Raw genomic sequence first — 25,199 nt, 5'->3', positions numbered from 1 at the left:
CTCGCCCGGCTCCACGCCCGGCCCTCTGCCCGGCCCCACGCCCGTCAGGCCCCGAACTCGGCGACCGGACGCACCACGACCGCCCCGCCGCCGCGCGCACCGGGACAGCGCGCGGCCCAGTCGAGCGCGGCGTCCAGGTCCGGCACGTCGATGACCAGGAAGCCGCCGAGCACCTCGCGGGTCTCGGCGAACGGCCCGTCCGTGACGATCCGGTCGCCCGCCGGGCCGACCCGGACGGTGGTGGCGGTGACCAGATCCGCCAGCGACTCGCCGGAGACGTGGATTCCCGCGTCCCGCACCGCCTTGTCGTACGCCATCCAGTCCTGGACGTCGCATCCTTCGGCACCGCCGTCGGCGTCGGTCGCACCGGCGTGGATCAGCAGCATGTACTTCACGGTCCGTCTCCTTGATGGGCTGTCGCGTCCCGTACGGCGGGTCGCCGTACACCATGACGACGAACGGGAGGCGGCCTCATCGACACGGACGCCGAGGAATTTCCCGGAGGCGGCCACCAGTCCGGCGGACGGGGTGGTCCACGTGGTCAACCGCCGACCGGAGGCCACTGCTCCCACTGCGTTTCGACGTGGCGGGCGAAACGGTCGAACAGGCCGTCGTCCCGTGAGCGCCGTGGGTGGAGCATCGGCGAGTCGTGCCCGACCGGATCGGAAACCGCTCCACCTCCGATGGGCGGCTTGGCGTGCTGCTTCCGGAGGTGGGTGGAGTGGCCGATCGTCAGGCGCCGGTGTGGCCGACGTGCTCGGTGAGGAGGGCATGGCGCGCCTCGCGCTTCGGCGATGGAGTATGTGGCGGGTATGCGTTCAGGACGCGGACGCCTGAGACTTCCGCGTCCTGAACAACGTCCTCACAGCCGCTCGAACCCCCGCATCCGCTCCCAGTCCGTGACCGCGCGTTCGAAGGCCGCCAGCTCCGTGCGGGCCGCGCGGGCGTAGTGGGCGACGACCTCCTCACCGAGGAGTTTGGCCGCGACGTCGCTGTTCTCCCAGCGGCGCAGGGCCTCGCCGAGGGTGGCGGGCAGGCGGGGGACGGCGGGGTCGGCGAGGGCGTTGCCGGTGTGGGGCGGCGGGAGGGGGAGACGGTTGTCGATGCCGTACAGGCCCGCGGCCACCATGGCGGCGACGGCCAGGTACGGGTTGGCGTCCCCGCCCGGCACCCGGTGTTCGATGCGCAGCGACGGCCCCGAGCCGACCACCCGTATCGGGCAGGTGCGGTTGTCGGGCCCCCAGGCGATGCCCGTCGGGGCGAACGCGCCGGGCTGGAGGCGCTTGTAGGAGTTGACGTTGGGCGCCATCAGCAGGAGCAGGTCGGGCAGGCAGGCGAGCTGCCCGGCGACGAAGTGGCGCATCGTCTCCGACATGCCCCCGTCCGCGCCCTCGTCGGCGAGGACGGGGGCGCCGTCCTCGTCGCGCAGCGAGAGGTGGACGTGGCAGGAGTTGCCCTCGCCCCCGTCGAACTTCGGCATGAAGGTGAGCGCCGTGCCCTCGGCGGCGGCGATCCGCTTGGCGCCGTCCTTGAAGAAGACGTGGTGGTCGCAGGTGGCCATCGCCTCCGTGTAGCGGAAGACGATCTCGTACTGGCCCGGGTGGCACTCCGCGCGGGCCGTCTCCAACTCCAGCCCGGCGCGGACCATCTCGCGGCGGATGCGGCGGACGACCGGCTCGATGTCCTCCAGCCCCTGGAGGGAGTAGTCGACGTTGTAGCGGGTGGCGGGCCGCAGGTCGGCGTAGCGGCGCTCCCACGCCTCGCGGTAGGAGGCGGTGAAGACGAGGAACTCCAGCTCGGTCCCGGCGTACGCGACGAGGCCGCGTTCGGCGAGGCGGTCGAGCTGGGTGCGGAGTATGTGGCGGGGGGCGACCTCCACCGGCGCCCCACCGGGCCAGACGGCGTCGGCGAGGACGAGCGCGGTGCCGTCGTCCCAGGGCAGCCGGGTGCGGAGGGTGGACGGGTCGGGGCGCAGGACGAAATCGCCGAAACCGCTGTTCCAGGCGTCGATGGCGTAGCCGGGGCCGGTGTCCATCTCCACGTCGGTGGACAGCAGGTAGAGGCAGGCGCCGAAACCGTCGTGGACCGCCCGCTCCAGGAAGTGGGGGACGGACAGCCGGCTGCCCATCAGCCGGCCCTGGAGGTCGGGGACGGCGACGAGGACCTCCTCGACACGGCCCGCCTCGGCCTCGGCACGCAATTGCTGGTAGTCGTCGATCACGTCGGCTCCTCGCGTTCATCGGTGGGGGGTGCGCCGGGAGGGGGATCGGCCAGGGGGTTGGGGACGGTGCCGTGGACGACGTCGAAGCCCTCGTCGCGTTCGGCGCGGTCGTGGAAGGCGCCGCCCAGGAGCTGCTCGCGGTTGAGCGCCACCCGGTCGAAGACGGGGGCGAGCAGGCCGAATTCCTCGAAGCGGTCCTTGAGTTCGGGGAAGCGGGCGCGGTGGCGGTCCACCTCGGCGCGCACCAGCGCCCAGAACTCCCCCTCGGGGACGCCCAGATGCTCCTCGACGAGGGGCGCGAAGAAGCGGAAGTGGCCCGCGAAGACGGCGCTCAGCAGCGAGTGCGCCAGCTCGCGCGCCGGCCAGCGGAGCAGGACGGCGTCGGCGCGCTCCGACAGCCCGGCGTACTCGGGACGGTCGCCGGGAAGCAGGTTGACGTCCTCGGCGAAGTCCTTGAGGGCGATCCCGATCGGAACCTCGGCGGCGTCGTGGAGGACGACGGTGTTCTCGCCGTGCGGGCAGAACGCGACGCCGTGGCGGTGGAGGCAGTGCAGCAGGCCGGGCAGCAGGGCCGCGAGGAAGCGGGCCAGCCAGTCGCGCGGGGCCAGGGCGGAACGTTCCACCAGCTCGGCGACGAGCGCCCTCCCGTCCGAGCCGACCTTCAGCAGGGCGGCCATGGTGCGGGCCTTCTCGCCGTCGCGCAGCAGCGCGCTCACCGGTTCGCGCCACACCGCGCCCAGCAGCTCGTGGTAGCGGTACGGGGCGTCCGTCACCGACGCGTACAGCGGGTGGCGCACGGCCACGGACGCCACCTCGCCCAGCGGGTGGAAGCGCAGCTCGTCCCTCAGGTACGGGTCGGCGTCGCGGAGCGCGTGGAGCCAGGCGCTGACGTCGGGCGCGGCCCCGGTCGGCTCGGTGGACAGCCCGCGCCACACCAGGGTGTTGCGGATCAGGAGGGGGACCTTGACGTCGCGGCGCCCGGGGTGGTCGAGGTTGGCGAGGGTGCGGATCGACTGGAGGGGCCGGTAGCGGTCCGGGCCCTCGCCGAGCGGGACGATCCGGCCGTCGGCGAGGTAGGGCGCGAAGAGGGGTTCGACGGCCTCGTCCCAGTGGAAGGGGTGCACCGGCAGCCAGACGAACTCCCCTGCTTCGTAAGGGCCTTCGGCGCAGGCGTCGGCCAGGGCGGCGGTGAAGCGCCCACGGGTGGCGGCGTCCAACTCCTCGGCGAGCAGGGTCTCCTCGTCCAGACCGGGAACGCCCGCGTAGGAGGCCAGGGAGGTGTGCACCGCAGCCCAGCGCAGCCGCACCTCGCCGGCGGCCTCGGGAGCGTAGGCGGCGGCGTCGGAGGCGGAGAAGCCCAGCCGGCCCTTGTTGAGCAGCATGCAGGGATGGCCGTCCTGGTGGGCCTCCAGGGCCACGTGGTCCAGGTCGGCGAGGTCGGCGGCGGGCAGGTCGCGGGCGATGGTCTCGGCCTGGGCGCGGCGGGTGGCGGTCAGCTCGCGCAGCACCTCGGCGGTGGTGGGACCGTCCCAGCCGAGCGCCGGGCGGACGTCGAGCAGCAGCCGCTCGGGACCGGCCTCCTCGCCGTCGCCGGGCTCCGGGTGGCGGCGGAGGGTGCCGGGGACGAGGCGCCAGGAGCCGAAGGCGCCGCGGTCGGCGCGGAACGTCCACCGGACGCCGTCCCCCGGCTCCAACCGCCAGGTGCCGGGTTCGGGACCGGGCACGGGGGTGAGCAGCTCCTCGTACGCGAACTCCTCGACGGCCTTGACCAGCAGTCTCCGGCCCGCCTCCGCCCAGGCGGCACGGGGTATTCCGGGGAGGGAGGGGGTCATCGCGCGGCCTCCCCGGTCCGCGGCCCGGGCTCGGGCGCCCCGAAGGTCGTCCAGGCCACGCGGTCGGGGACCTTCACCACCGTCCGTCCGGCGGCGGAGTTGAGGATCGTCGCCGCCCGCCACGCGCCCAGGGTCAGGTCGGGCGTCCCCACGCCGTGGGTGTGCAGCTCGGCGTTCTGGACGTACAGCGTGCCGGTGACGGTCGCGTCGAGGGCGACGCGGTAGGAGCCGTCGACGCGGTAGCGGCCCTTGTCGTCCCGGTCGACGAGCTTCTCCAGGGACTCCAGGAAGGCCGGGCGCACGGCCGCGTAGCCGGTGGCGGCCACCACCGCCGAGGTGCGCACCTCGAACTCCGTGCCCTGCTCGGCGTGGCGGCAGGTGAGGACGTAGCCGTCGCCGTCCTCCCGCGCGGCGGTGACCTCCACGCCGGGGTGGAGGTCGGCGCGGGGCCGTCCGCCGCCGATGGTCCGCTCGTACAGCTCGTCGTGGATGTCGGCGAGCGTCTCCTCGCTGACCCCCTTGTAGAGCTGCCACTGGGCGCGCACCAGTCGCTCGCGGGTGGCCTCGGGCAGACCGCGGAAGTAGCGGACGTAGTCGGGCGTGAAGTGCTCCAGCCCGATCTTGGAGTACTCCATGGGCGCGAACGCCGGGGTGCGCGCCAGCCAGCGCACGTACGGGCCGCCGCGCCCTTGGCCGTCCTGGTGCCGCAGCAGGTCGAGCACCACCTCGGCGCCGGACTGGCCCGCGCCGATCACCGTGACGTCGTCCCGCTCGGCCAGGGCGGCGCGGTGGGCGCGGTAGTCGGCGCTGTGCAGGACGCGCCCGGCGTGCGCGGGCGTGAGCAGGGGGCGCAGCGGCTCGGGCACGCTCGGGGACGTGCCGACGCCCAGGACGACCCGACGGGCCAGGACGCGCGCCCGGCGTCCGTCCGCCGAGCGGTGCGCGAGCGCGAACGCCCCGGCCGCCGCGTCCCACTCCACGGCGGTGACCTCGGCGTCGAAACGGCAGGACGGCAGGCGCTCGGCGACCCAGCGGCAGTAGTGGTCGTACTCGCGGCGCGGGATGTGGAACCGCTCGGAGAAGAAGAACGGGAACAGCCGCTCGTGCTCGCGCAGGTAGTTCAGGTACGACCAGCGGCTGGTGGGGTCGACCATCGTCACCAGGTCGGCCAGGAACGGCACTTGGAGGACGGTGCCCTCCAGCAGCAGGCCCGGGTGCCAGGAGAAGGCGGGCCGGCGGTCCAGGAAGAGGGCGTTCAGCTCCGGCACGCCGTCGCAGAGCGCGGCCAGGGAGAGGTTGAACGGGCCGATGCCGACGCCGACGAGGTCGTACACGCCGTCGTGCTCGCTGTCGTGCTCGCCGTCGTGCACACCGTCGTGCACCGGGGTGGGGTGGTCGGTCACCGCTGCGCCTCCGCGAGGGGGTTGGGAAGGTCGATGTAGACGGACTGGGTGTGGACGTCGCCGACCAGCTCGTCGAGCCCGTCCACGCAGGTGAGGAAGTTGCCCTTGCAGCGCAGGACCGGCGCGTCCAGCAGCAGGTCGAGCAGGCCCTTGGCGCCGGGCTCGGTCGCCCGCATCCGCTCCAGCGCGTCGCGCGCCACGCGCAGCAGCTCCTCCTCGTCGGCCAAGCCCAGCGAACCGAGGGCGCCGATCAGACCCAGGAGGTTGTTGACGCCCAGGTAGTAGGCGACGCGCTCGTCGACGAACGCGTCGTCGAAGACCAGCTCCACTCCCTCGGCCACCCCCGGCAACAGCCGGTCCAGCCCGGCGGCGTGGGAGGCGGCCACGTAGTAGCCCTGACTGTCGCGGCACCAGCCGGCGACGGGCAGCCCGGCGCGATCGAGGGCCACCAGGGTGTTCTGGTGGTGCGGCTCCAGGGCGATGCCGTACCGGGCCCGGAGGCGGATCAGCGGGACGACCAGCACGTCGAGGTAGCGGGCCAGCCAGCGCGCGGACGCCTCGGCGGGGGAGACGCCCAGAACGCGGGCGGCGCGCTCCACGGCCTCGCACAGCGGGGCCCGGTAAGGCGGCGGGGAGCCGTCGCCCGGCCCGGTGCGCTCGGCCACCAGCCCGGCCACGCACAGCGCGTCGCCCGCCCCGCCCCGGAAGGGGTTGTCGCGGATCGCCGTCTCCAGGCCCGTCTCCGCGCCCGTCGCCGTGTCCGCACCCGTGCCGGTCTCCGCACCCGTCCCCGCGCCCGGCCCGTCCGCGCCCACCGACACCCAGGCGAAGTCCCGCAGGACGCCGAACCCCGGGTGCTCGGCGCGCAGCCAGGCGGCCGGACCGGGACGCCCGGGCGCGGAGGCCGCCAACAGCCGGGCGGCCCGCACCCCCAGCCGCAGCTCGCCGCGGCGGTTGTCGCGGCGGGAGTTGGTGATCCGCATGCCGAGCGACAACTTGAACATGACCTCCGCGTCCGGGCGGTGCACGGTCCGCACCGAGGACGTCGGATGCCAGACGGGACCGGCCTGCCCCACCGGACGCAGCAGCCCCGCGTCCACCAGGGCGGCGACCTCCGGGCGGGCGGTCGCCTCGCGCGCCTGCCAGGGGTGGGCGGGCACCGGGACCGTCCCGTCGGGCACCTCCACGCCCACGGCCTGGGCGCGCAGCAGGTCGGCCACCGGACGACCGTCCGCGCTCTCGCCGACGACCACGTCCGGGTGCGCGGCGAACCAGTACAGCGGGAAGGAGCCGCGCGTCTCCGGCGAGTACGCCGCCAGTTCGGTCTCGGACGCCCCCTCGCGGCTCTTGGGCGCGGGGTGGAAGGGATGGCCCAGCAGCAGCGCCTGCTCGGCGTCCAGGAACGGCGTCGGACCCCTGGTACCGGGCGGCTCCGCACGGCGTCGGGCCAGGTGGACGGCGGTGCGGCGAGCGGAGTCCAGCACCCGGCCCACCGCGTCCGTGCCCAGGTGGGGCGGTCTGCCGCGGCCGAGCGTGCCCTCCCGCACCAGCGCCGCCGCCACCAGCGCCACATCGGCCGGGAGGCCGCCGCCCCGCTCGGAGGCGACGACGAGCGCCGGCCCGAACCGGTGCCACCCCGTCGCCGATCGGTACCGCACCGGCACCCGCAGCGTCGGCCCGCCGAGGGGCAGGACGACGTGCAGCGACCGGCCCGCCTCCGGGACCTCCGTGCCGGTCTCGCGGACGTACGCGCGCAGCAGCCGCTCCGTCGCGGCGGCGTCGGCGGCGCGCAGGACGTCGGGGTGGTCCAGCGGGTCCGGGCCGCCGGCGCCCGGCGTCACGGGGCCGCCTCCTCCGCCCGGCCCGCCGCGGCGACCGCGTCCAGCAGCCGCGTCACGTCGGCCGGGGTCGCGTACGGGTTGAGCAGGGTGAGCTTGAGACGGACCCGGCCCGGCCCCTCGCCCGGCACCTCGGTGCGGCCGACGACCGCGCGCCCCTCGCGCAGCAGCCTGCGCCGCAGGGAGGCGTTGATCCGGTCCGTCCGCTCGGCGTCCTCGGAGCCCGTCGTCGGCAGGTAGCGGAAGAGGAGGGCCGACAGGACGGGGTCGCAGTGCAGCTCCAGCCGGGGATGGGCCCGCACCGCCGCGGCCCCGGCCAGCGCCAGCCCGTGGCAGGCGTCCACCAGGCGCCCCAGACCCTCGCGGCCCAGCGCGCGCAGGGTGACGGCCATGGAGAACGCGTCCGCGCGCCGGGTGGTGCGCGGTGACAGGCCCAGCAGACTGGGATAGCCGGCCTCCTCGTCGTCGCGCGGGTTGAGGTACACCGCGCGCCGGGCCAGGGAGGCGTACGTCTCCGCGCGTCGCACCAGGAACACGCCCGCCGCGATGGGCTGCCAGCCCAGCTTGTGCCAGTCCAGGGAGACGGAGTCGGCCAGCGCGATGCCGTCCAGCAGCGGGGCGAGCCGGTCCGACAGCAGCGCGCCGCCGCCGTAGGCCGCGTCCACGTGCAGCCAGGCACCCGCCTCGGCGGCGGCCTCCGCGCAGGCGCGCAGCGGATCGATCGCCCCGGTGTCGGTGGTGCCGGCGGTGGCGACGACGGCGACCGGCGACTCGCCGTCGTCCGAACACCGCTTGAGGGCCTCGGCCAGGGCGCTCGGGTCCATCCGCAGCGCGTGATCGACGGCGACGGGCACCACCGCGTCCTCGCCCAGGCCCAGCAGGGCGGCGGACCGCTGGACGGAGAAGTGCGCGGCGGCGGAGGTGAACACGCGCGGACGCGGCCCGCCCCGCGGCACGCCGTCCACCTCCACCCGCCGTCCGGACGCGCGCCCCAGCACCTGGTCGCGGGCGAGCATCAGGCCCATCAGGTTGGATTCGGTGCCGCCGGAGGTCAGCACCCCGGTGGCCTCCTCGTCATAGCCCACCAGCTCGGCCAGTTCGGCCAGGAGCAGCGTTTCCAGAGTGGTGGCGGCCGGGGCCTGGTCCCAGGAGTCCTGGGAGGGGTTGAGCGCGGAGACCGCCAGGTCGGCCGCGGCGGCGACGGCCAGCGGCGGGCAGTGGAGGTGCGCGGCGCAGGACGGGTCGGCCGGGTCCGCGCTGCCGTAGGCCAGCAGCGCGGTCAGCCGGGACAGCGCCTCCTCGCCGCGGGCCGCCGCGAACTCCTCGGCGACGTGCGCGGCCAGCGCGTCGGGCGCGCCGGCGGGGACGGGACCGGCGCGCCGCCCGGCGCCCTCGGCGAGGGCGGTCAGCACGGTGCGCAGCAGCGGTTCCAGGGCGGCGGGCCCGGCTGTGCCGCCGGACAGGGCGGGTGCGTCGGGTGCGGCGGTTGTGTCGGGGGGCGCTTCGGCGTCGCCGCGTGCCGCAGGGAGGCGGGCGGCCCGACGGAGCTCCGATGCGTGGACGTGGCTCGTCATGCCGGCCGCCCGGTGTTCCGTCGGCCGGCGCCCGGTCGGGACGCGCCTCGGCGGGCCGTCACCACGGAGATCGCGTCGGCCAGCCGGTCCAGCACGGCCTCGGCTTCCGCGTCGGTGATCACCAACGGCGGCAGCAGCCGCACCGTCGCGTCGTGCCGTCCGCCCAACTCCACGATCAGGCCCCTCTCCAGGCACGCCGCCCGTACCCGGTCCGCCGTGTCGGGCGCGGGGGGACGGGCGCCGCAGGCGTCGGGCACGCCCTCCGGGTCGACCAACTCCACGCCGATCATCAGGCCCCGCCCCCGTACGTCGCCGATCGCGGACGACTCGGCGCGGAGCGCGTCCAACCGGGCCGTCATCCGCGCGCCGACCTCGGCCGCCCGCCCCGCCAGACCCTCGCGCGCCACGTACCGCAGGGTGGCCGCGCCCGCCGCCATGGCCAGGGTGTTGCCGCGGAACGTCCCGGCGTGCGCGCCGGGCGACCAGTCGTCGTAGTCCTCCCGGTAGACGACCACCGCCAGCGGCAGGCTGCCGCCGATCGCCTTCGACAGCACCATCGCGTCCGGCACGATCCCGCTGTGCTCGACCGCCCAGAACGCGCCCGTGCGTCCCACACCGGTCTGCACCTCGTCCACGATCAGCGGAATCCCCCGCTCGGCGGTGATCCGCCGCATCGCGCGCAGCCACCCGTCCGGGGCGGGCACCACACCGCCCTCGCCCTGCACCGCCTCCAGGACCATCGCGGCGGGCGACACCACACCCCCGTTCGGATCGTCCAACAACCGCTCCGCGTAGGCCGCCGACAGCTCCGCCCCGCGCTCCCCGCCCACCCCGAACGGGCAGCGGTAGGAGTACGGGTACGGCAGCCGCGTCACATCGGCGGCGAGCCCCGGCACCGGCCGTTTGACGGCGACCCCGCCGGAGACGGCCAACGCGCCCGCCGTCATCCCGTGGTAGGCGCCGGTGAAGGCCAGCAGGCCCTGCCGTCCGGTGGCGGTCTGCATCAGCTTCAGCGCCGCCTCCACCGCGTCGGTGCCGGCGGGCCCGCAGAAGTGGATCCGGGCGCGGTCGGCGAACGCGGGCGGCAGCGTGGCGAACAGCGCTTCGGTGAACTCGTCCTTCTGTGGCGTCGCCAGGTCCAGGACGTGCAGGGGCGCGCCGCTGTCCACCGTGCGCCGCACGGCCTCGGTCACCACGGGATGGTTGTGGCCCAGGGCGAGGGTGCCGGCCCCGGCGAGGCAGTCGAGGTAGCGGCGCCCGTCGGTGCCCTCCACCGTCATGCCGTACGCGCGGACCGGGACGATGGGGAAGGAGCGGGCGTAGGTACGGGCCGAGGACTCCCGCGCCCGCTGGCGCCGCAGGATGGCGTCGGCCGTGGTGCCGGCCGTGGCGGCGGGCGGTGTGGGTGACGTGGTGGACACGGTCATGTGGTGGCGCTCCGTCAGGAGTGGCGGCGGTACGGCCCGGTGGCCGCGCCGGGGTGGTCAGAGCAGGTGGCGTTCCGCGACGGGGTGGCCGAGGAAGCTGTGCATCGCGAACTCCCATCCGTAGGAACCCGCATAGGGGAAAACGACCAGATCGCCCGCACGGACGCGGTCCACCCGGACATCGCGCAACAGAGTGTCCTCGGGCGTGCACAATTCACCGACGACCGTCACGCGCGTGTCGGTCGCCTCGGGGCGCGGCAGACCCTCGGGCCATCCCTCGACGGGCAGGACGGCGATGTTGTGCACCAAGTCCCAGGAGGTGGGGAGTTGGAAGTGGTTGATGCCGCCGCGCAGCACCACGAAGACGGTGCCGTAGCCGTGTTTGACGTCGGTCACCTCGGCCGCGTACCAACCGCAGTCGGCGACCAGGAAACGTCCCGGTTCCAGGATCACCCGCACCCCGGACGGCGGCTCCACCCGCCTCACCGACTCGCCGAAGCGGGCGACGTCGAACGGCTTCTCGCCGGCGAGTTCCTCGAACGCCACGCCTATGCCGCCGCCGATGTCGACGTGACGCAGTTCGACACCGTGCTCACGGGCGGCCCGCACGCTCCACTCCACGCACCAGCGCAGGTAGGCGGCCTGGGAGTCGGCGTCGAGGTTGTTGGACGCGGCGTGGATGTGGAAACCGGTCACGTCCAGCCCCGGAAGCCGCAGCGCCTCGCGCAGCACCTCGGGGACGTCGGGCTCGGGGATGCCGAACTGCGAGGGCACCCCGCCCATGCGCAGCGAACCGGTGACGGGGATGTCGGCGGGGTTGACGCGCAGCGCCACCCGGGCGGTGACGCCCTCGGTGACGGCGATCCGACTGATGCGGTGGAGCTCCAGCAGGCTCTCGGCGTTGATCGCCTCGACTCCGGCCCGTACCAGGGCGGTCAGCACGGGCACGGACTTCGCGGGCCCGGCCGCGACGACGGGGACGGGGGAGGCCGGGGAGCTCGGGAGGCCGGCGTCTCCCTTCTCCCGGAGGGCCGCCAGGGCCAGCTCCAGCTCGGCCCGCGACGCGACCTCGAAGCCGTCCACGTGCGGCGTCAACGCCTTGATCACGCCGGGGAAGGAGTTGGCCTTCACCGCGTAGTGGACGGCCGCCCACTCCGGTAACGCCTCGCGCAGCGCGCGTGCGCGTCCCGCGGCCACCTCGCCGTCGTACAGGTAGGCGGACACGGGCTCCTCCCCCTCCGCCAGCTCCCCGAGCCTGCGACGGAGCGGCCCGGGAAGGACCCGGGCGGGGTAGGCGGAGCGCGGGGCGGCGGACGGCGGGAGAACGATGGACACGGGCTTCCACCTCGGGCGGGGGTCGATTGTCCAGGCACACGTCACAGCCGGCCGCCCACCGGGCCGCCGTCTGGTTAGGGGAACCTAACCTAGAGTTTTCCCGGAACCTTTCCAAGACCGCCTCCCCGGCCGGCGGCGCGGTGGGCCTCCTGCCGTCGGAGGTCTCGCGGACACCACCACAGAGAGGCACCGCCATATGAGCGCCAGGGTGACATGGGTGTTTCTGCCCGGGCTGCCGGTGTCGTCATCCGGTGAGGTGGTCGGAACGGTCGCGGTGGGGGTTCAGCGCTCCCGAGGGCACTACGGTCACCACCTCGGGACAGGGGGAGGTCCGAGGTGTCTTCGTTTCCGGGGGCCGCCCATGGCGGACCCGCCTCTCTCCTGCGCGTGACGGGCACCAAGGTGTCGATGTTGTCCTGATTCGGCCCGTCGGCGTGTCACGTCACAACACGGGTGTGAGCACGGGCGTGTCCGGCAACCCGCCGTTCTCCTCGCACCTCAGTTCTTTGGCGAGAGCAAGGGCAGCCGAATGCAGGATCTTCAGGTTCGCCTTCTTCTCTTCCTCTTTCTCGATCACCGGGGCCTGTGAGTTGACGAACTCCGCTCTGATCAGGCTTGGGGCCAAAGTCGAGTTTTTCATCCTCGGGCTTGAGCAGTTGAAGTATATTACGGCCTCGTCTGCGGACGACAGTGAAATCCTTCCCATGTCGTAGATACCGAAGTCCGGATCGTGTTCCTCGCTTTCGAGGTCTCTCCTGTTCTCGATGTTGAAGGTTATCGATGCGTCCAGGTCAGACCGATTCTTCCCCTCGTGGATCGAGCAGAAGGTGTGTCTGTCCCAGACGGATCCGTCTGTTCCGTGACGCGAGACGAATTCCTTTGAAATGTCGTCCGAGACCTCTTTGATTCCCGGCTCCCGAAGCTCTTTGAATTTGTTTTCCCCGGTCAGGAGTTCCAGGGATCGCGCGGCGTCTCGGGAGAGCGTTCCGTCGCACACCTCCGAGGCGCCAAGTAATCCATGCTCCTCCTCCTTCCCTGAGCATGACGTTAGTGTCGTGAGTATGGCCGATGCGCAAAGGAGTGCCATGGGAAGCTTTCTCCGGAACATGCGAACTTTCCTACTCTCCGGTCTGTGACGTGTCCCCGTACCCGGCTTTGTCGTTGCCCCCTGAGGTTCTCCCGAGACCCGCGGACTCTCTCAAATCCTGTGCGACATCACTGTTCGGGTCTATTCCGTTCCTTTGGGTGAAGTTCTCCACCATGTGGATCATGTTGAGTTTCCCTGCCTTCTTGATTTCCTCTCTCTGATCCGTTGTGCTCTCTTCGCCCTCCTTGATTTCCGACTTCGACCAGTTCTCGATCATCTTGCCGATTCCTTCGTTCACGGCGCCAGTGGCGGTGTCAGTGGCCAAGGGGATCAGTACCGACGAGGCTGTTGCTCCGGCGGCGGCTCCGGCGGGCCCTGCCACCAGGAATCCCACGCCCGCGCCCACGACCGTCGACGTGCCGAATTCAATCCACTGTGCACGTTCTTCCATTGCTTCGTTGTACTCTTCGTTCCTCTTTCCGGTCTCGGCTTCCGTCTGGGCTGCCCGGGATTCATCGAGAAAGCCGTTCACTTCGTTTCCGATTTGCAGAACCGAGCGAGCGGGTCCGGTCTCCACTTTTCCGTTCGGGTTTACCTGGGATTCGAGCATGCTTGTCATGTGGGCGTTCTCCGCCAGGTACACGGAGGCGTATGCTTCGGGATGCTGCCCCAGGGTGCTCAGGAACTTCGTCACGTTGTCGTACCCGAAGACGGCATGCAGTTCCGGATTTTCTTCCGGAGCGTAGACATTCCCGGACACGTTGTCGCGCATGGCCCAGTTGATGTCGTCGATGTACCCGGCGCCCATGGCGCCGAGGCTGTCGGCCAGCGGTTCCATCTCCTTGACCAGCTCGGCGTTGGCGCCGATTTTCCGGACGACCTGCTCCATGATGGCCACCGAGGTGGCGTCCCGGTGGAGTCTCGGGTTCGGATCATCGTGAGCGTGGCCGAGTGTCGCGGCTTCAAGGGCATGGCCGAGGGCGTCCGGCATGAACTCCTTGTGCTTCTTCGCGTTGTCGGAGCCGTGGTGAGTGGCGTCGGGGAAGGATTCGTAACCCTCGCTGATGAAGTAGTCGAGATAGTTGGTGATGGGGTTCCCGTCCTTTCCCTTGCCAAGGTCCGGAGGGCCGACCTTCTCCGTGCCGTCCTCGTCGTAGGTCTTCGGGTCGGCGGAGAAGAACTCCTTCGCCGCCTCGGGGCTGTGGCCCAGGGCTTCCAGCATGCTGATGACCGGGTCGTAACCGGCACCGTTTCCGCCGGAAGGGTTGTAGGTGTTCTCATTCGGGGAAATGGCCCCCTTGGAGTCGGCGAACATGAACGGGTCCTTCTTCTGGAGTTGGACCACGTGTTCGGCGATCGGCACGAGAAACCTGGGATCGTAGTTCCCGTGCCGCATGATTCCACCGAGCAGTTGGTACCCGTACGGCCCGGACGAGTCGTACTTGTGCAGCGGGACGCGTTCGGTGCCCAATTTACGGAAGGCCTCGCCCCATTTCTCGGACAGGTGCGGATTTTTGTCCGGGTCGGTGGCCGTGGCGAGAGTCAGGCCGAGATTCCTCTGTAGTGCCTGGACGTCCTTCAAACGCTGTTTGTCGAGCCTCGTTCCGTCGTATACGTCCAGGGACATCTGCCCGAAGAAGGCGAGTGATTTCTCGGGACCCAGCTTCTCGTAGAAGGTCTTGGCGAACACCGCCGACGTGCGGTTGTCCGCCATCAGTTCGTTGAGCTGTTGAAGTTGGGTGTGAGTGAGGTCGGCACCCTTCGCCGCGAGGTCGGCGGCCCGCCGGGCTTCCTCGGCGTCCAGGCTCGTGTACTTCGGCGCGCTGAGGTTGTGTTTGTCGCCGGTGATGTTGGCTCGTAAGGCGTTCGCGGTCGCCTGGTCGGCGTCGTCGCATGCGTCGAGTACCGCCTCGATGCGTTTCTCCATCGCGGCGACGGCGTTCTGCTCCTTGTTCAGGGTGTCCCAGTAGTGCTGGTCCTGCCGAGAGACGGTGGTGTCGTCGGCGATCGAGCGCTTCACCGACACCTTGCCGTCGGTGCCGACCGTCAGGCCCTGGTCCGGGGCGTCCCTGTCGACGATCTTCTTCAGCTTGTCCTGGGCGTCCTCGAAGGCTTCGTAGCCCTCCCGCAGGATCTTCTTGATGCCCTGGGCCGCCTTGGCGGCGTCTTCGAACTCTTTCGCGGTCTGCTCGACAAACGATTTGGTGACGGAGGCGTTGACACCTTCCCAGTCCGCTTTCTTGCTGTTCGCGAGCATTGTCGTGCGGGCGTCCTCGGCGAGAGTCTCCAGTTTGGTGACCGTTGCCGTCCAGTCGTCGACCGCTGCCTTCAGCCTGCCCAGGTTCGCGTGGTAGACGTCGGAGAACTTCAGCATGCCGGGCCGCCCTACTCGAAGAACTCGCTGATCCTGGAGACCGAAAGGCCCGTGAAGGACTGAGAGATGTCGGCCTCGTCCTTGCCGTGCTGCGCGATGCTGTAGTCCAAGTGGTCGGAGATGTGCGCGCAGGCGTCCAACAGCGTCTTCACCTGACTCTCCCAGGTGTCGTGCAGGGTCTTCAGCGCCGGTCCGGTCCGGAAGTTGTCGCTCTTCAGTGCTGTCGCGGCCGCTTCGGTGCTCTTCAGGGCGTGTTTGCCGTCCTTGCCGAGCCGGTCGCGTAACTCGAAGGCGTTGTTCCCGACGAGCCCGAGATCATCGGCCCGTACGCTCAGGCCCGATGTGCCGCCTCCGCCCCCGTCGAGCCGGTTCAGCCGCATCCTCGTCTGACGCGCGGCGACATCGGTCTGGATCTGCCGCCACTCCTCGTCGAACGACATGGTCCCCCTCCAGTCGGCCTGCCGGCTCCGCGCGGGAGCGCTCTCATCGCGCAGGCATCCTACTCGTCCGTCCATCGCACACCGTCGTCATTCGGACACTCACCGTGTCGTCGGTGGGCCGCGTCGCTCGGGTGGCTCGTCCTCCTGGAAGCGACGCGGCGTGGCGCCGCTTCTTGGGTGTCGCGGCCCGCGCGGCGGTATCTCCGCGGGCGTGAGCGGGGTGCTCCGAGAGCTCTTCACGCGCACCGGTCTCGATCTCCGTAAGCGGTGAATGCCTCAGTCACCTCTCGCCTGAACGTCGCACACCGTCATCATTCGGACGCCCACCGCTCGAGTGGGCCGAGCGCGGCGGAACGGTGTTCCGTATGACGACCTCCCCGCTGGGAACTCGCGGTCGAGGCGTGTCACCCTGGAAGTCCGCAACGTCGACGATGACGCCGAGCACCCCGTGGGTGCTCGGCGTCATGCGTTTGTACGCGTCCTGTCTGGGATCACGGGATGGCGGAGCCATGGAGCCGCACCTTCAAGGAGAACGCGTGATCGAGAAGCTCTACGACCGGATACTGCACCGCAACCCCGGTGAGAGGGAGTTCCACCAAGCCGTGTGGGAGGTCCTGGAGTCGCTGGGGCCGGTCTTCGCCCGACGCCCCGAGCTGCTGGACGAGTCCCTCGTCGAGCGGTTGTGCGAGCCGGAACGGCAGATCATCTTCCGTGTCCCCTGGAGCGACGACTCGGGGCGGACACACGTCAACCGCGGCTTTCGGGTGGAGTTCAACAGCGCCCTCGGACCGTACAAGGGCGGGCTGCGCTTCCACCCGTCCGTCAACCTGGGGATCATCAAATTCCTCGGCTTCGAGCAGACGTTCAAGAACGCCCTGACCGGCATGCCGATCGGCGGCGGCAAGGGAGGCAGCGACTTCGACCCCAAGGGGAGGTCGGACGCCGAGATCATGCGCTTCTGCCAGTCCTTCATGACCGAGCTGTATCGCCATCTGGGCGAGTACACCGACATCCCGGCCGGTGACATCGGGGTGGGCTCGCGTGAGATCGGTTACCTCTTCGGTCAGTACCGCCGGATCACCAACCGCTGGGAGGCCGGCGTCCTGACCGGCAAAGGCGTCCTGTGGGGCGGTTCGCAGGCGCGCGCCGAGGCCACCGGTTACGGCCTGGTCGTCTTCACCGCGGAGATGCTCAAGACGCGCGGTGAGGACCTGGACGGCAAGCGCGTGGTGGTCTCGGGCTCCGGCAACGTTGCCATCTACGCCATGGAGAAGGCACGGCAGCTCGGCGCCACTCCGATCGCCTGCTCCGACTCCAGTGGTTACGTGGTGGAGGAGAAGGGCATCGACCTGGACCTGCTCAAGCAGGTCAAGCTGACCGAGCGGGCACGGCTGTCGGAGTACGCCGAGCGGAGCGGGGCGCGTTTCGTCTCCGGCGGCCGGGTCTGGGAGGTGCCGTGCGAGGTGGCCCTGCCGTGCGCCACCCAGAACGAGCTGGACGAGGACGACGCGGTGCGCCTGGTCCGCAACGGAGTGCAGGCGGTCGGCGAGGGCGCGAACATGCCCACCACGCCGAGCGGCATCAAGGTGCTGCGCGACGCGGACGTGCTGTTCGGCCCGGGCAAGGCCGCCAACGCGGGTGGTGTGGCCACCAGCGCGCTGGAGATGCAGCAGAACGCCTCGCGCGACTCCTGGAGCTTCGAGCACACCGAGGCCCGGCTGACCGAGATCATGCAGCACATCCACGGGCTCTGCCACACCACGGCCGAGCGCTACGGCCGCCCCGGCGACTATGTGGCGGGTGCCAACATCGCGGGTTTCGAGCTCGTGGAGGAGGCCATGGTGGCGCAGGGCCTGATCTGACGGCCCGGCTCGACCTTCGGCCCGATCTCCGGCCCGCCCCCCGGCGGGGAACGTCCCGCCCAGCCGACGGCCCGCCCCGGGATTCCGCGCCCCGGGGCGGGCCGTCGTCCGTGTCGCTCTCGCCCGATTCGCCCCCGGCAAGCGCCCAACGGGGTTAAGCTTGGTTCCGCACACATCGAGTGTGCACTGAGTCAAACAGCGAAAAGCGGTTGTTCGTCGGTGCCCGACGTGATCGCGTACCAGGGGGGCACATGCACGAGATGGTCAAGGGCGCCAACGTCGACCTGGCGAGCCTGAGCGAGGACATCGACTCCGTGGTCCTGGGGCTGAGCTGGACCAGCGCCACGGGGGACGGGGACGCGGACGTCTCCGTCCTGCTGCTGGACGTCGACGGCAAGGTGCGCGGCGACGCGGACTTCTTCTTCTACAACAACCCGGTCGCCGCGGACGGCAGCGTGCAGCTCCTGGGCAAGACGCCGACCGCCGACGGCAGCGAGGACCGGATCAGCCTCGACCTGGCCGCGATGCCGCCCGACGTCGAGTGCGTCGTCGTCGGGGCCAGCCGCTACGGCGGCGCTCGATTCGGCGAACTGGACGGCCTCCGGGTGACGCTCGCCGACCGCGCCGGCGAGGTCCTGCTCGGCTTCTCCATCGACGACGCCGGCGTGGAGAGCGCGTTCATCTTCGGCGAGATCTACCGGCGGGGCGGGAGCTGGCGGTTCCGGGCCGTCGGACAGGGCTACGAGACCGGACTGGCGGGCCTGGCGACCGACTTCGGCATCGACGTCGAGGACGACGCCGAGGAGGAGTCCGCGACGCCGGTCCTGGACCAGACGCCGGAACCGCGTCCCGACGCGACGCCGGAACCCGAGAGGACCGTCGAGCCGCTGCCCGCCGTCCCCCGCCAGCCGGACCGCAGGGCATCGGCGGCGGAGCCGGCCCCCACGGCGGAGCCGGCCCTCGCGGCGGCGGAGAAGGCCCCGGCCCGGCGTCCCCGCACCGCCCGCAAGAAGGTCACGCTGCCCAAGGTCGCCAAGAAGTCCCTGGCCGAGAACGACTCCTGGCGGCAGGCCCGTCTCTTCCCCGTCTCCTCCCTGAGAAGCGACCGGGAGCGGGAGACGCGGGCGACCTCCATCCTGTTGTCGGTGATGGCCCAGGTGCCGGAGTTCGGCCGCCGTCTCACCGCCGCCTTCGGCGCTCCGGCGGGGCGGATGGAGACGTTCACGGAGGTCTCCCTGCCGCACGGGGACTCCCCGAGGCGTCCGGACGGCGTGATCCGCGTCGAGCGCGCGGGCAGGCTCTGGACGGCCCTGGTGGAGACGAAGACCAACGGCAACCCGCTCAAGGCCGAACAGGTCCAGGCGTACATGGACATCGCCGCCCGGCGCGGCTACGAGGCCGTGATCACCCTCTCCAACGACGTGGCCCTGGAGGGCAGCCCCCTCGTCGACGTCAGGATCGACCGGCGTCGCAAGCACAAGGTGGCCCTGCGGCACCTGTCCTGGGCCGAGGTGGCGCACCAGGCCCAGATGCTGATCCGCCACGAGGGCGTCGGCAACGCCGCCCAGGCGTGGCTCCTCCAGGAACTCCTGCACTACCTCCAGCACGAGAACTCCGGCTGCCACGGCTTCCAGAACATGGGACCGGCCTGGGTGCCCGTGCGCAACGCCATCGACGAGGAGACCCTCTGCCAGGGCGACCAGCGGGCCCTGGAGGTCGTCGAGAACTGGGAACGGCTCATCCGCCAGGTCTGCTTGCGGCTCGGCGGCGAACTCGGCCGGAAAGTCCTGCCCGTCCAGCGCGTCCGGCGCGGCGCCGACCCGCAGTCCCGCCGCGTGGCCCTCGCCGACGGGCTCTGCCGGGACGGTCGTCTCGGCGCGGAACTGCGCATCGAGGGGACGCCCGGCATCCTCGCCGTCACCGCGGACCTGCGCACCGGCAAGCTGCGCACGTCCGTGGAGATCACCGCGCCCGAGCAGGGCTACCCCCTCACCTGGGTCAAGCGTCTGGTCCGGCAGTTGGCCGAGGCCCCGGCCGACCTGCACGTCGAGACCCTCGTCGAGGGCGAGGGCGGCGGACCGCGCGGCACCCTGGAGCGGCTGCGTCCCGAACCGGGCGACCTCCTCCCGAAGGACGGCGCCCGGATCACCGGTTTCCGACTCTCCCTCTTCAAGGGCATGGGCAGCACCCGCGGCAACGCCGAGACGGGGTTCATCCGCAGCGTCGACGACGCCGTGCACCGGTTCCACGCCGGTGTCGTCACGCACCTGGAGCGGCGCCCGTCCCGGCGGCCGTCGGGGAGTGAACTGCCCACCGGGTGACCCGGGGCCGCGCGGGCGGTCCCGGACGTCGTCGCCGGGGTCGTCGGGGGCGTCGGGGACGCCGGTCCGTCCGCGGGCCGGCACGCCGTCACGACCGCCCGAGCGGACCCGGAGGGCCGGCCCTCCGCGAAGCGGAAGGAAGAGCAGGCGAATTGACGGAACGTCATACCGGCTGAGGGGGCGAGTGACGGTCAGGCGCGCGTGTCTGAACGATTGAAGGTCGGAAATGACACAGAATGTGCGGAAAGTGCTCCATGATGACCATGGTTGTCCCGTTGCCGAGGAGCGTGTCATGCATGTCCGCGAAGGGCTCCCCGACCAGCCCACCCGCGTCGGTCGCATCGACTGGCCGAAGGAAGGCGACAACGGTACGCACCTCCGCCTGATGAGCGGACACGTCGTCGTCTTCGACCGGCAGCCCTGGCGAATCCTGGAGATCAACGAGTACCGCGACCACCCCTGGCCCCTCTCCTACGAACAGGCCTGGCGCGAACACGTCGAGCTGTGGCGGCACTCGGAGCACCTGCGTCGGGCGAACGGCCAGGTGAACGTGCAGCCCCCCGACCGGGCCGAGTTCTACAAGCGGCCCGTGGTCCTGGTGCTCCGCAACGAGAACTTCCCCCGGTCCGCGCCCAAGTACTGGTGTGCGCCCATCGGCCACGGCTGGCGGGTCCTCCCCGAGCACTACGCGGTCTGCCGCACCTGTGGCGAACTGCCGCCGTGCAGCAACGGGGAGTACCGCGGGGAGATCGGCCCCCGCGCGGCGCAGAGCGAGGGCAGCGCCCTGTGCGTCCCGGCCGGCTGCTGCATCGGCTGCGCGGAGCCCATCAAGCCGCGCATGCGGACGGTGCGCTTCCCCGGGCCCAACCTCTGGTACCCCGATCTCGGTGAGGGCAGCGCGATCTTCCATGCCCGGGCCGCCTGCGCCGACCAGGTCGAGTGCTACCGCCTCCAGTGGAAGGCCGAGCACGTCGCCTCGCCACAGTCCACCGCCCCGCTCTGGTCACCGGGCACCGCCGGACCCGCCGGGCTCGCCGGCGCCACGGACAACGTGCTGCTGCCGCAGACAAGGCTCTCGCCGGACGTGGCGAAGCCCGTCAAGGGCTGGGGGAGCGCGGACGCGGGAGGCACAAGGGCGCCCGACACCGTCCCCGTCCCCTCGACACCCGCGCCCGGAAACGCGAACGCGCCCGGAAACGCGAACGTGAGCGGGAACGGAGGCGCGAGCGGGAACGGGGGCGAGTCGCAGGCCGCGCCCGTGGCCCCGGCCGTCCCGACGGAACCCGCATCCCCCGCGCCCCCGGCGCCCGCCACACCCCCCGCGCCCGCCACGGGACCCGTGCTCTCCGCCCCGGTGCCCCCCAAGCCGCCCCGGCCCGCCCCCACGGCTCCGCCCGCCGAGGACATCGACGCCGTACGTCGCCTCACCGAGGACCTCAACACCTCCCTGGCCGCCGACCGTCCCGCCTTCCACGACGCGGAGCAGGCCGCCCGGGTGATCGAGGAACTCACCGCCGCGGTCCGCAACATCGCCCTCTGCCTCAACGGCACGGGCGTCCGCACCCGCCCCTGACACCGGACCGGGCCCGGCCCGGCCATCCCATCGCGTCTCGTCCCGGCGGACCGCGTGTGCCCCATCTGCCGCACATGCGGTCATACGATCGGTCCGGCCTGCCGGGTGTGTCACCAGGAAACCGTGACATTCGCTGATAGAACGGCACATAACGTAGCGAACCACGGGTGGCTGGAGGCCAGGTGAAGGCCGTGACGGGCTGGTCGGCGACCCCCGGCCGCACGACGTCCGGTTTCGACGCCGGACGGACGGCCGTGGGGTCCGCCCCACCGAGGGGGGCGGACCGCCGGCTGTGGGCCGTGTGCGCGGCCTTCGTCCTGACGGCCGCCCTCCTGGTGCCGCTCACCCTGCCCCTCGGCTGGGACGAGCGCGTCTACACCAGCCGCTTCGGCCCGCACGGCCCCGCCACCCCCTTCAGCGCCCCGCGCACCCGGGGCGTGCCCCTGCTGGAACTCCCGATCGCCTCCTGGAACGGCTCGGAGCTCCTGCTGAGGATCTGGCTGCTGCTCCTGGCGGGCGTCGCCCTGTACCTGGGCTTCCGACCCTGGCTGCGGGCCCTGCCCCGGCCCTCGGCCGGGTGGGTGGCGGCGGCGCTGTACGGCAGCGGATGGATCGCCCTGTTCTACGCCAACTCCGCGATGCCCAACCACTACACGGCGATGGGCGCGGTCGCGGCGGTGGGCTGCTTCGTCCGGCGGCGCCCGTGCCACGCGGGAATCGTCGCGGGCCTGGCCGTGGTCACGCTGATGCGGCCCAACGACGGCGCGTTCGTCGCCGCCCCGCTCTTCCTCGCCGCCCTCCTGGTGCCGGCCTGGCGCGGCCCGGGCCGGCTGCTGTCCGTGGCGGGGGGCGTCGCGGTGGGCGCGCTGCCGTGGGTCGTCGAGGCACACCTGCGGTTCGGCGGGGTGGGACGGAGGCTCGCCGAGGCGAGCGACGCCCAGGGCGGCACGCGCCCCGTCCTCTCCCTGGCCGCCAACCTCACCTCGTTGGACGGTCCGCTGCTGTGCCGCCCCTGCGCCGGTGACGGGGTGTGGTGGGCCGCGGTGGAGTGGTGGCCGCTGCTCGTCCTGTTCACCGCGCTGGGAATGTGGGCCACGCGCCGCGCGGGGAGCCCTGTGGCGCCCCTGTGGCTCGCCGTGGCCGTGGCCGCCTCGGCCACGGCGCAGTACTTCTTCCTCGTCGCCTACGCGGCCCCGCGCTTCCTGCTGCCCGGCTACGCCCTGCTCGCCGTGCCCGCCGCCCTCGGTCTGCTCGCCGCCGCGGACCGGGCCCGCCGCTCGCACGCGACGGCCGCCGCCCTCGCCTTGGTCCTGGCCTTCCACCTGGCCGTCCAGCTCGGTCTGGCGCACACGCACGGCGACATCCAACAGCGGGCGCGCGAGGACTGGCGGCGCGTCACCACGGTGCTGCGCGAGCACGGCGTGCGCCCGCCGTGCGCGCTCGGCGGGAGCGGATCGGCGATCCCCGTCGCCCACCTGGCGGGCTGCACCACGGCGGAGGCCGACGCCCGGACGCGGGCCGACGCCCTGGTGCTGCGCGGCGGCGAGGCACCGCGCTGGGCCCGCGACTGGCCGCGGTACCCCGTGCCGGACACCTACCGTCCCCCCTGGTCCGTCGCCGTCCGCCCCTGACGGCCCCGCGTCACCCGGAGCGCTCCACCAACTCCGCCACGGCCTCGGGCGTCCAGCGCCCCTCGGCGCCCGGCCGACCGGCCAGGAACCGGGCCGCCCGTTCGGCGTTCCAGCCGTGGGACGCCACCAGCCCGGACGCCAGGTGCCGCAGGTAGGGGGCCGACGGCGGGCGCTTGGCCACCTCGTCGCTCCGCCACGGGGCCGTGAAGGTCAGCACCGGCCGGCCGTCGAGCAGACCGGGGCAGACCAGCGTCTCGTACCGGCCCGGCCCCAGCCGCGCGCGTCCGCGCGTCAACGCCTCGGCGAGATCCAGGTCGACGCCGGGCTCCCGGTACATCTCCTGGGCCGCGATGTCGGAGAACTGCGAGGCGGTGAGCAGATGGGCGTGCGCGGGTGTCTCGCCGCCGGCGTCGGGGTCGTAGAAGGCCCGGCCGCCCCGCCACACCGGCGACTCGGTCGCGAAGTACAGCAGCCCGGGCAGCACGAGGGGCAGCGACCGCTCGGGCGGCCGGCGGTCCCGGCAGCCCGGATACGTTCGCGCGCCGCCGGGCGGCCTGCCGCCGGCGAGGTAGAAGGTGAGCCGCTCGCGGTGCATGTTCGAGCCGTACGCCGCGTACCAGACGCGGTGGACGTCCGCCGGACGCGCGCCGAGGGGTTCCGGTCGACGGGGAACGGTCATGCCTCCACTCTGCGCGGTCGCCGCACCGGGCGGCGAGGGGCCTCCGAACGGGTGACCGGCCGGGTCCCGCGGAGAAATATCCCTTTTCGGAATCTATGCTGCCGCCTGCCCGCCGGTGCGCCACCGGACGGGGAAAGCCGACCGACGGCGGACGCCGAGCAACCGCCGAGCAACCGCCGAGCAGCCGCCGACAGACGGTGACAGGCGAGGACAGACGAGGACGGGGAGAAGCACGTGCGACCACCGGACCCGTCCCAGGAGACCTCGGGAGACGGCGGGGAGTGGTCCCGGTACGTCCTGAGCCGCTCGTCGCTGCTGGCGCTGCTGCGTCCGACTGCCATCACGGCGGGGCTCCTCCTGGGGTACTACCTCCTGCCCCTGGACAGGGAGTTCACCGATGTCACGGTCGCCGTCCTCACCGTGGGGTTGGTCGCCGTCCTGGCGCTGTTCGTCTGGCAGATCCGGGCGATCGGACGGTCCCCCCGACCCCTGCTGCGGGCCGTCGAGACGCTGGTGAGCGTCCTGCTGCTGTTCCTGCTGGTCTTCGCGTCGGCCTACCGGATGCTGGAGAGGGCCGAGCCGGGCAGCTTCACCGAGCCCCTCACCCGTACCGACGCGCTGTACTTCACGCTCACCACGTTCACCACCGTCGGGTACGGCGACATCACGGCCCGTTCCCAACCGGCCCGTGTGATGACGATGGTCCAGATGGCGGGCGGACTGCTCGTCGTGGGCGTCGCGGCCCGGCTCGTGGTCGACACGGTCAGGTCCGCGCTGCGCCGACAGACGCCCCCGGACCGCGACGGACGTGGCGGGGACGCCTGACGGGAGGGGTCGTCACCACATCAGGGCGGCGTCCAGGTCGTCCTGCCAGTACGTGACCCACGCGTTGGAGCTGATCACGGTGTCCTCCGGCAGGGCGAGCCGCACCGGCCGGGTGTCCACCGACCCGCCGTCCCGGTCGGAGAAGAGGACGCCGAGTTCGGTGACGCCGACGACATCCGTGTCCACGGCGGCCATGGTCATGATCCCCGCGTGGACGGACTCGCCGGGCGCCATCGAGACGACCGCCTGCGGGCGGCTGTCCTCCAGGGCCGGTACCGGGGCGTGGGCCTCGTCGAAACGCAGGTACGGGTGACCGTAAGCGTTGCAGACGGTGTCCCCGGTGTTGGTGGCGGTCAGGAGCAGGCGGTTGATCGGCCGGGAGACGCGCTTGACGGTGAGTTCGGTGTTGGACGCGTCGCACCTCTCGGTCACGGGACCGTCCTCGCCCTTCCGGTCGTCCGAGGGCTTGTGATCGACCGGGCGGGCGGGCCGCTCGTCGTGGGCGCCGCCTCCGCCCGAGCCCGCCCGGTCCGGGGAGGCGGACGGGCTCACGGCGGGAGCCCTGCCCTCCGTCTCCACGCCGGTTCCGGACTGGCACGCGGCCAGGGAGAGGGAGGCGGCGACGAGCGCGGCGGAGACGGCGAATCGGGGCATGCGTCGAGAGCGGAACATGGGCGTCCTCGTTTCGAGTGAATGCTTCGGGTTTCGAGTGGGTGGTGCGAGCGGTTGTTCCGGGTGGGCGCTTCGAACGAGCGGGAGAGCGCCGGACATCGGTTC

General features: G+C 72.0%; 18 protein-coding genes. 5 read left to right on the top strand and 13 right to left on the bottom strand.

What is annotated here, in order from left to right; all coding sequences use genetic code 11:
* Window positions 1–44: 44 nt before the first annotated feature.
* The 11 genes from IF47_RS0113875 to IF47_RS0113830 all read right to left on the bottom strand — a co-directional run bounded on the left by IF47_RS0113875 (window position 45) and on the right by IF47_RS0113830 (window position 15,531).
* The gene (locus tag IF47_RS0113875; RefSeq protein WP_031509059.1) at window positions 45–395 is read right to left on the bottom strand and encodes a YciI family protein; all 351 of its coding nucleotides are present in this window, start codon (window positions 393–395) and stop codon (window positions 45–47) included.
* A gap of 467 nt (window positions 396–862) precedes the next feature.
* Window positions 863–2,221 carry a glutamine synthetase family protein gene (locus IF47_RS0113870; RefSeq protein WP_051717624.1) on the bottom strand — a complete coding sequence of 453 codons (1,359 nt, stop codon included), beginning with the start codon at window positions 2,219–2,221 and terminating at the stop codon, window positions 863–865.
* Window positions 2,218–4,053, bottom strand: coding sequence for an IucA/IucC family protein (locus IF47_RS0113865; protein ID WP_051717622.1), 1,836 nt, complete (start codon window positions 4,051–4,053; stop codon window positions 2,218–2,220). The genes IF47_RS0113870 and IF47_RS0113865 overlap by 4 nt, the downstream gene beginning before the upstream one ends.
* On the bottom strand, window positions 4,050–5,456 hold the full coding sequence (locus tag IF47_RS0113860; protein WP_342667261.1) for a lysine N(6)-hydroxylase/L-ornithine N(5)-oxygenase family protein: 1,407 nt from the start codon (window positions 5,454–5,456) through the stop codon (window positions 4,050–4,052). The genes IF47_RS0113865 and IF47_RS0113860 overlap by 4 nt, the downstream gene beginning before the upstream one ends.
* Complete coding sequence (locus IF47_RS0113855; RefSeq protein WP_245641110.1) at window positions 5,453–7,297, bottom strand: IucA/IucC family protein; 1,845 nt, start codon at window positions 7,295–7,297, stop codon at window positions 5,453–5,455. The genes IF47_RS0113860 and IF47_RS0113855 overlap by 4 nt, the downstream gene beginning before the upstream one ends.
* On the bottom strand, window positions 7,294–8,868 hold the full coding sequence (locus IF47_RS27780; protein WP_078591813.1) for a pyridoxal phosphate-dependent decarboxylase family protein: 1,575 nt from the start codon (window positions 8,866–8,868) through the stop codon (window positions 7,294–7,296). Before IF47_RS27780 ends, IF47_RS0113855 begins: the two co-directional genes overlap by 4 nt.
* Entirely contained in the window at window positions 8,865–10,295 is a 1,431-nt protein-coding gene (locus tag IF47_RS0113850; RefSeq protein ID WP_051717619.1) for a diaminobutyrate--2-oxoglutarate transaminase, read from the bottom strand. Before IF47_RS0113850 ends, IF47_RS27780 begins: the two co-directional genes overlap by 4 nt.
* Window positions 10,296–10,352: 57 nt before the next feature.
* Window positions 10,353–11,630, bottom strand: coding sequence for a type III PLP-dependent enzyme domain-containing protein (locus IF47_RS0113845; RefSeq protein ID WP_211257213.1), 1,278 nt, complete (start codon window positions 11,628–11,630; stop codon window positions 10,353–10,355).
* A gap of 442 nt (window positions 11,631–12,072) precedes the next feature.
* The gene (locus IF47_RS28725; RefSeq protein ID WP_157839963.1) at window positions 12,073–12,738 is read right to left on the bottom strand and encodes a hypothetical protein; all 666 of its coding nucleotides are present in this window, start codon (window positions 12,736–12,738) and stop codon (window positions 12,073–12,075) included.
* 10 nt (window positions 12,739–12,748) lie between these two features.
* The gene (locus IF47_RS0113835) at window positions 12,749–15,091 is read right to left on the bottom strand and encodes a hypothetical protein (RefSeq protein WP_031509052.1); all 2,343 of its coding nucleotides are present in this window, start codon (window positions 15,089–15,091) and stop codon (window positions 12,749–12,751) included.
* Window positions 15,092–15,102: 11 nt separating this feature from the next.
* Window positions 15,103–15,531 (bottom strand): HU family DNA-binding protein, encoded by a 429-nt coding sequence (locus tag IF47_RS0113830; RefSeq protein WP_031509051.1) that lies wholly within the window; start codon window positions 15,529–15,531, stop codon window positions 15,103–15,105.
* 509 nt (window positions 15,532–16,040) lie between these two features.
* Here IF47_RS0113830 and gdhA point away from each other — a divergent pair.
* The 4 genes from gdhA (at window position 16,041) to IF47_RS27770 (ending at window position 22,918) form a co-directional block, all read left to right on the top strand.
* Window positions 16,041–17,393 (top strand): NADP-specific glutamate dehydrogenase, encoded by a 1,353-nt coding sequence (gene gdhA / locus IF47_RS0113825; RefSeq protein ID WP_031509050.1) that lies wholly within the window; start codon window positions 16,041–16,043, stop codon window positions 17,391–17,393.
* Window positions 17,394–17,653: 260 nt separating this feature from the next.
* On the top strand, window positions 17,654–19,714 hold the full coding sequence (locus IF47_RS0113820; RefSeq protein WP_031509049.1) for a TerD family protein: 2,061 nt from the start codon (window positions 17,654–17,656) through the stop codon (window positions 19,712–19,714).
* 292 nt (window positions 19,715–20,006) lie between these two features.
* The gene (locus tag IF47_RS0113815; RefSeq protein ID WP_031509048.1) at window positions 20,007–21,287 is read left to right on the top strand and encodes a hypothetical protein; all 1,281 of its coding nucleotides are present in this window, start codon (window positions 20,007–20,009) and stop codon (window positions 21,285–21,287) included.
* A 182-nt stretch (window positions 21,288–21,469) separates the two neighbouring features.
* Entirely contained in the window at window positions 21,470–22,918 is a 1,449-nt protein-coding gene (locus IF47_RS27770; RefSeq protein ID WP_078591812.1) for a hypothetical protein, read from the top strand.
* A gap of 10 nt (window positions 22,919–22,928) precedes the next feature.
* Here the strand turns inward: IF47_RS27770 and IF47_RS0113805 are convergent, their stop codons facing one another.
* The gene (locus IF47_RS0113805; RefSeq protein WP_031509046.1) at window positions 22,929–23,597 is read right to left on the bottom strand and encodes a histone deacetylase; all 669 of its coding nucleotides are present in this window, start codon (window positions 23,595–23,597) and stop codon (window positions 22,929–22,931) included.
* Window positions 23,598–23,831: 234 nt separating this feature from the next.
* On the opposite strand from IF47_RS0113805, the gene IF47_RS0113800 reads away from it, so the two are divergent.
* Complete coding sequence (locus IF47_RS0113800; RefSeq protein ID WP_245641109.1) at window positions 23,832–24,422, top strand: potassium channel family protein; 591 nt, start codon at window positions 23,832–23,834, stop codon at window positions 24,420–24,422.
* 12 nt (window positions 24,423–24,434) lie between these two features.
* On the opposite strand, the gene IF47_RS0113795 is transcribed toward IF47_RS0113800, so the two are convergent.
* Entirely contained in the window at window positions 24,435–25,076 is a 642-nt protein-coding gene (locus tag IF47_RS0113795) for a DUF4232 domain-containing protein (protein ID WP_051717617.1), read from the bottom strand.
* Between the last annotated feature and the right edge of the window lie 123 nt (window positions 25,077–25,199).

The sequence above is a fragment of the Streptomyces megasporus genome (assembly GCF_000718985.1).
GTDB lineage: Bacteria > Actinomycetota > Actinomycetes > Streptomycetales > Streptomycetaceae > Streptomyces > Streptomyces megasporus.
Note: the sequence above shows the minus strand (reverse complement) of the source record. Positions and strands in the feature narration are given on the sequence as shown.

Coding starts and splice junctions, on each gene's coding strand:
- IF47_RS27780 (WP_078591813.1), bottom strand. CDS start 8,868: ATGACGAGCCACGTCCACGCATCGGAGCTCCGTCGGGCCGCCCGCCTC.
- IF47_RS0113830 (WP_031509051.1), bottom strand. CDS start 15,531: ATGTCGTTCGACGAGGAGTGGCGGCAGATCCAGACCGATGTCGCCGCG.
- IF47_RS0113850 (WP_051717619.1), bottom strand. CDS start 10,295: ATGACCGTGTCCACCACGTCACCCACACCGCCCGCCGCCACGGCCGGC.
- IF47_RS0113805 (WP_031509046.1), bottom strand. CDS start 23,597: ATGACCGTTCCCCGTCGACCGGAACCCCTCGGCGCGCGTCCGGCGGAC.
- gdhA (WP_031509050.1), top strand. CDS start 16,041: ATGGAGCCGCACCTTCAAGGAGAACGCGTGATCGAGAAGCTCTACGAC.
- IF47_RS0113835 (WP_031509052.1), bottom strand. CDS start 15,091: ATGCTGAAGTTCTCCGACGTCTACCACGCGAACCTGGGCAGGCTGAAG.
- IF47_RS0113865 (WP_051717622.1), bottom strand. CDS start 4,053: ATGACCCCCTCCCTCCCCGGAATACCCCGTGCCGCCTGGGCGGAGGCG.
- IF47_RS0113795 (WP_051717617.1), bottom strand. CDS start 25,076: ATGCCCCGATTCGCCGTCTCCGCCGCGCTCGTCGCCGCCTCCCTCTCC.
- IF47_RS0113815 (WP_031509048.1), top strand. CDS start 20,007: ATGCATGTCCGCGAAGGGCTCCCCGACCAGCCCACCCGCGTCGGTCGC.
- IF47_RS28725 (WP_157839963.1), bottom strand. CDS start 12,738: ATGTTCCGGAGAAAGCTTCCCATGGCACTCCTTTGCGCATCGGCCATA.
- IF47_RS0113820 (WP_031509049.1), top strand. CDS start 17,654: ATGGTCAAGGGCGCCAACGTCGACCTGGCGAGCCTGAGCGAGGACATC.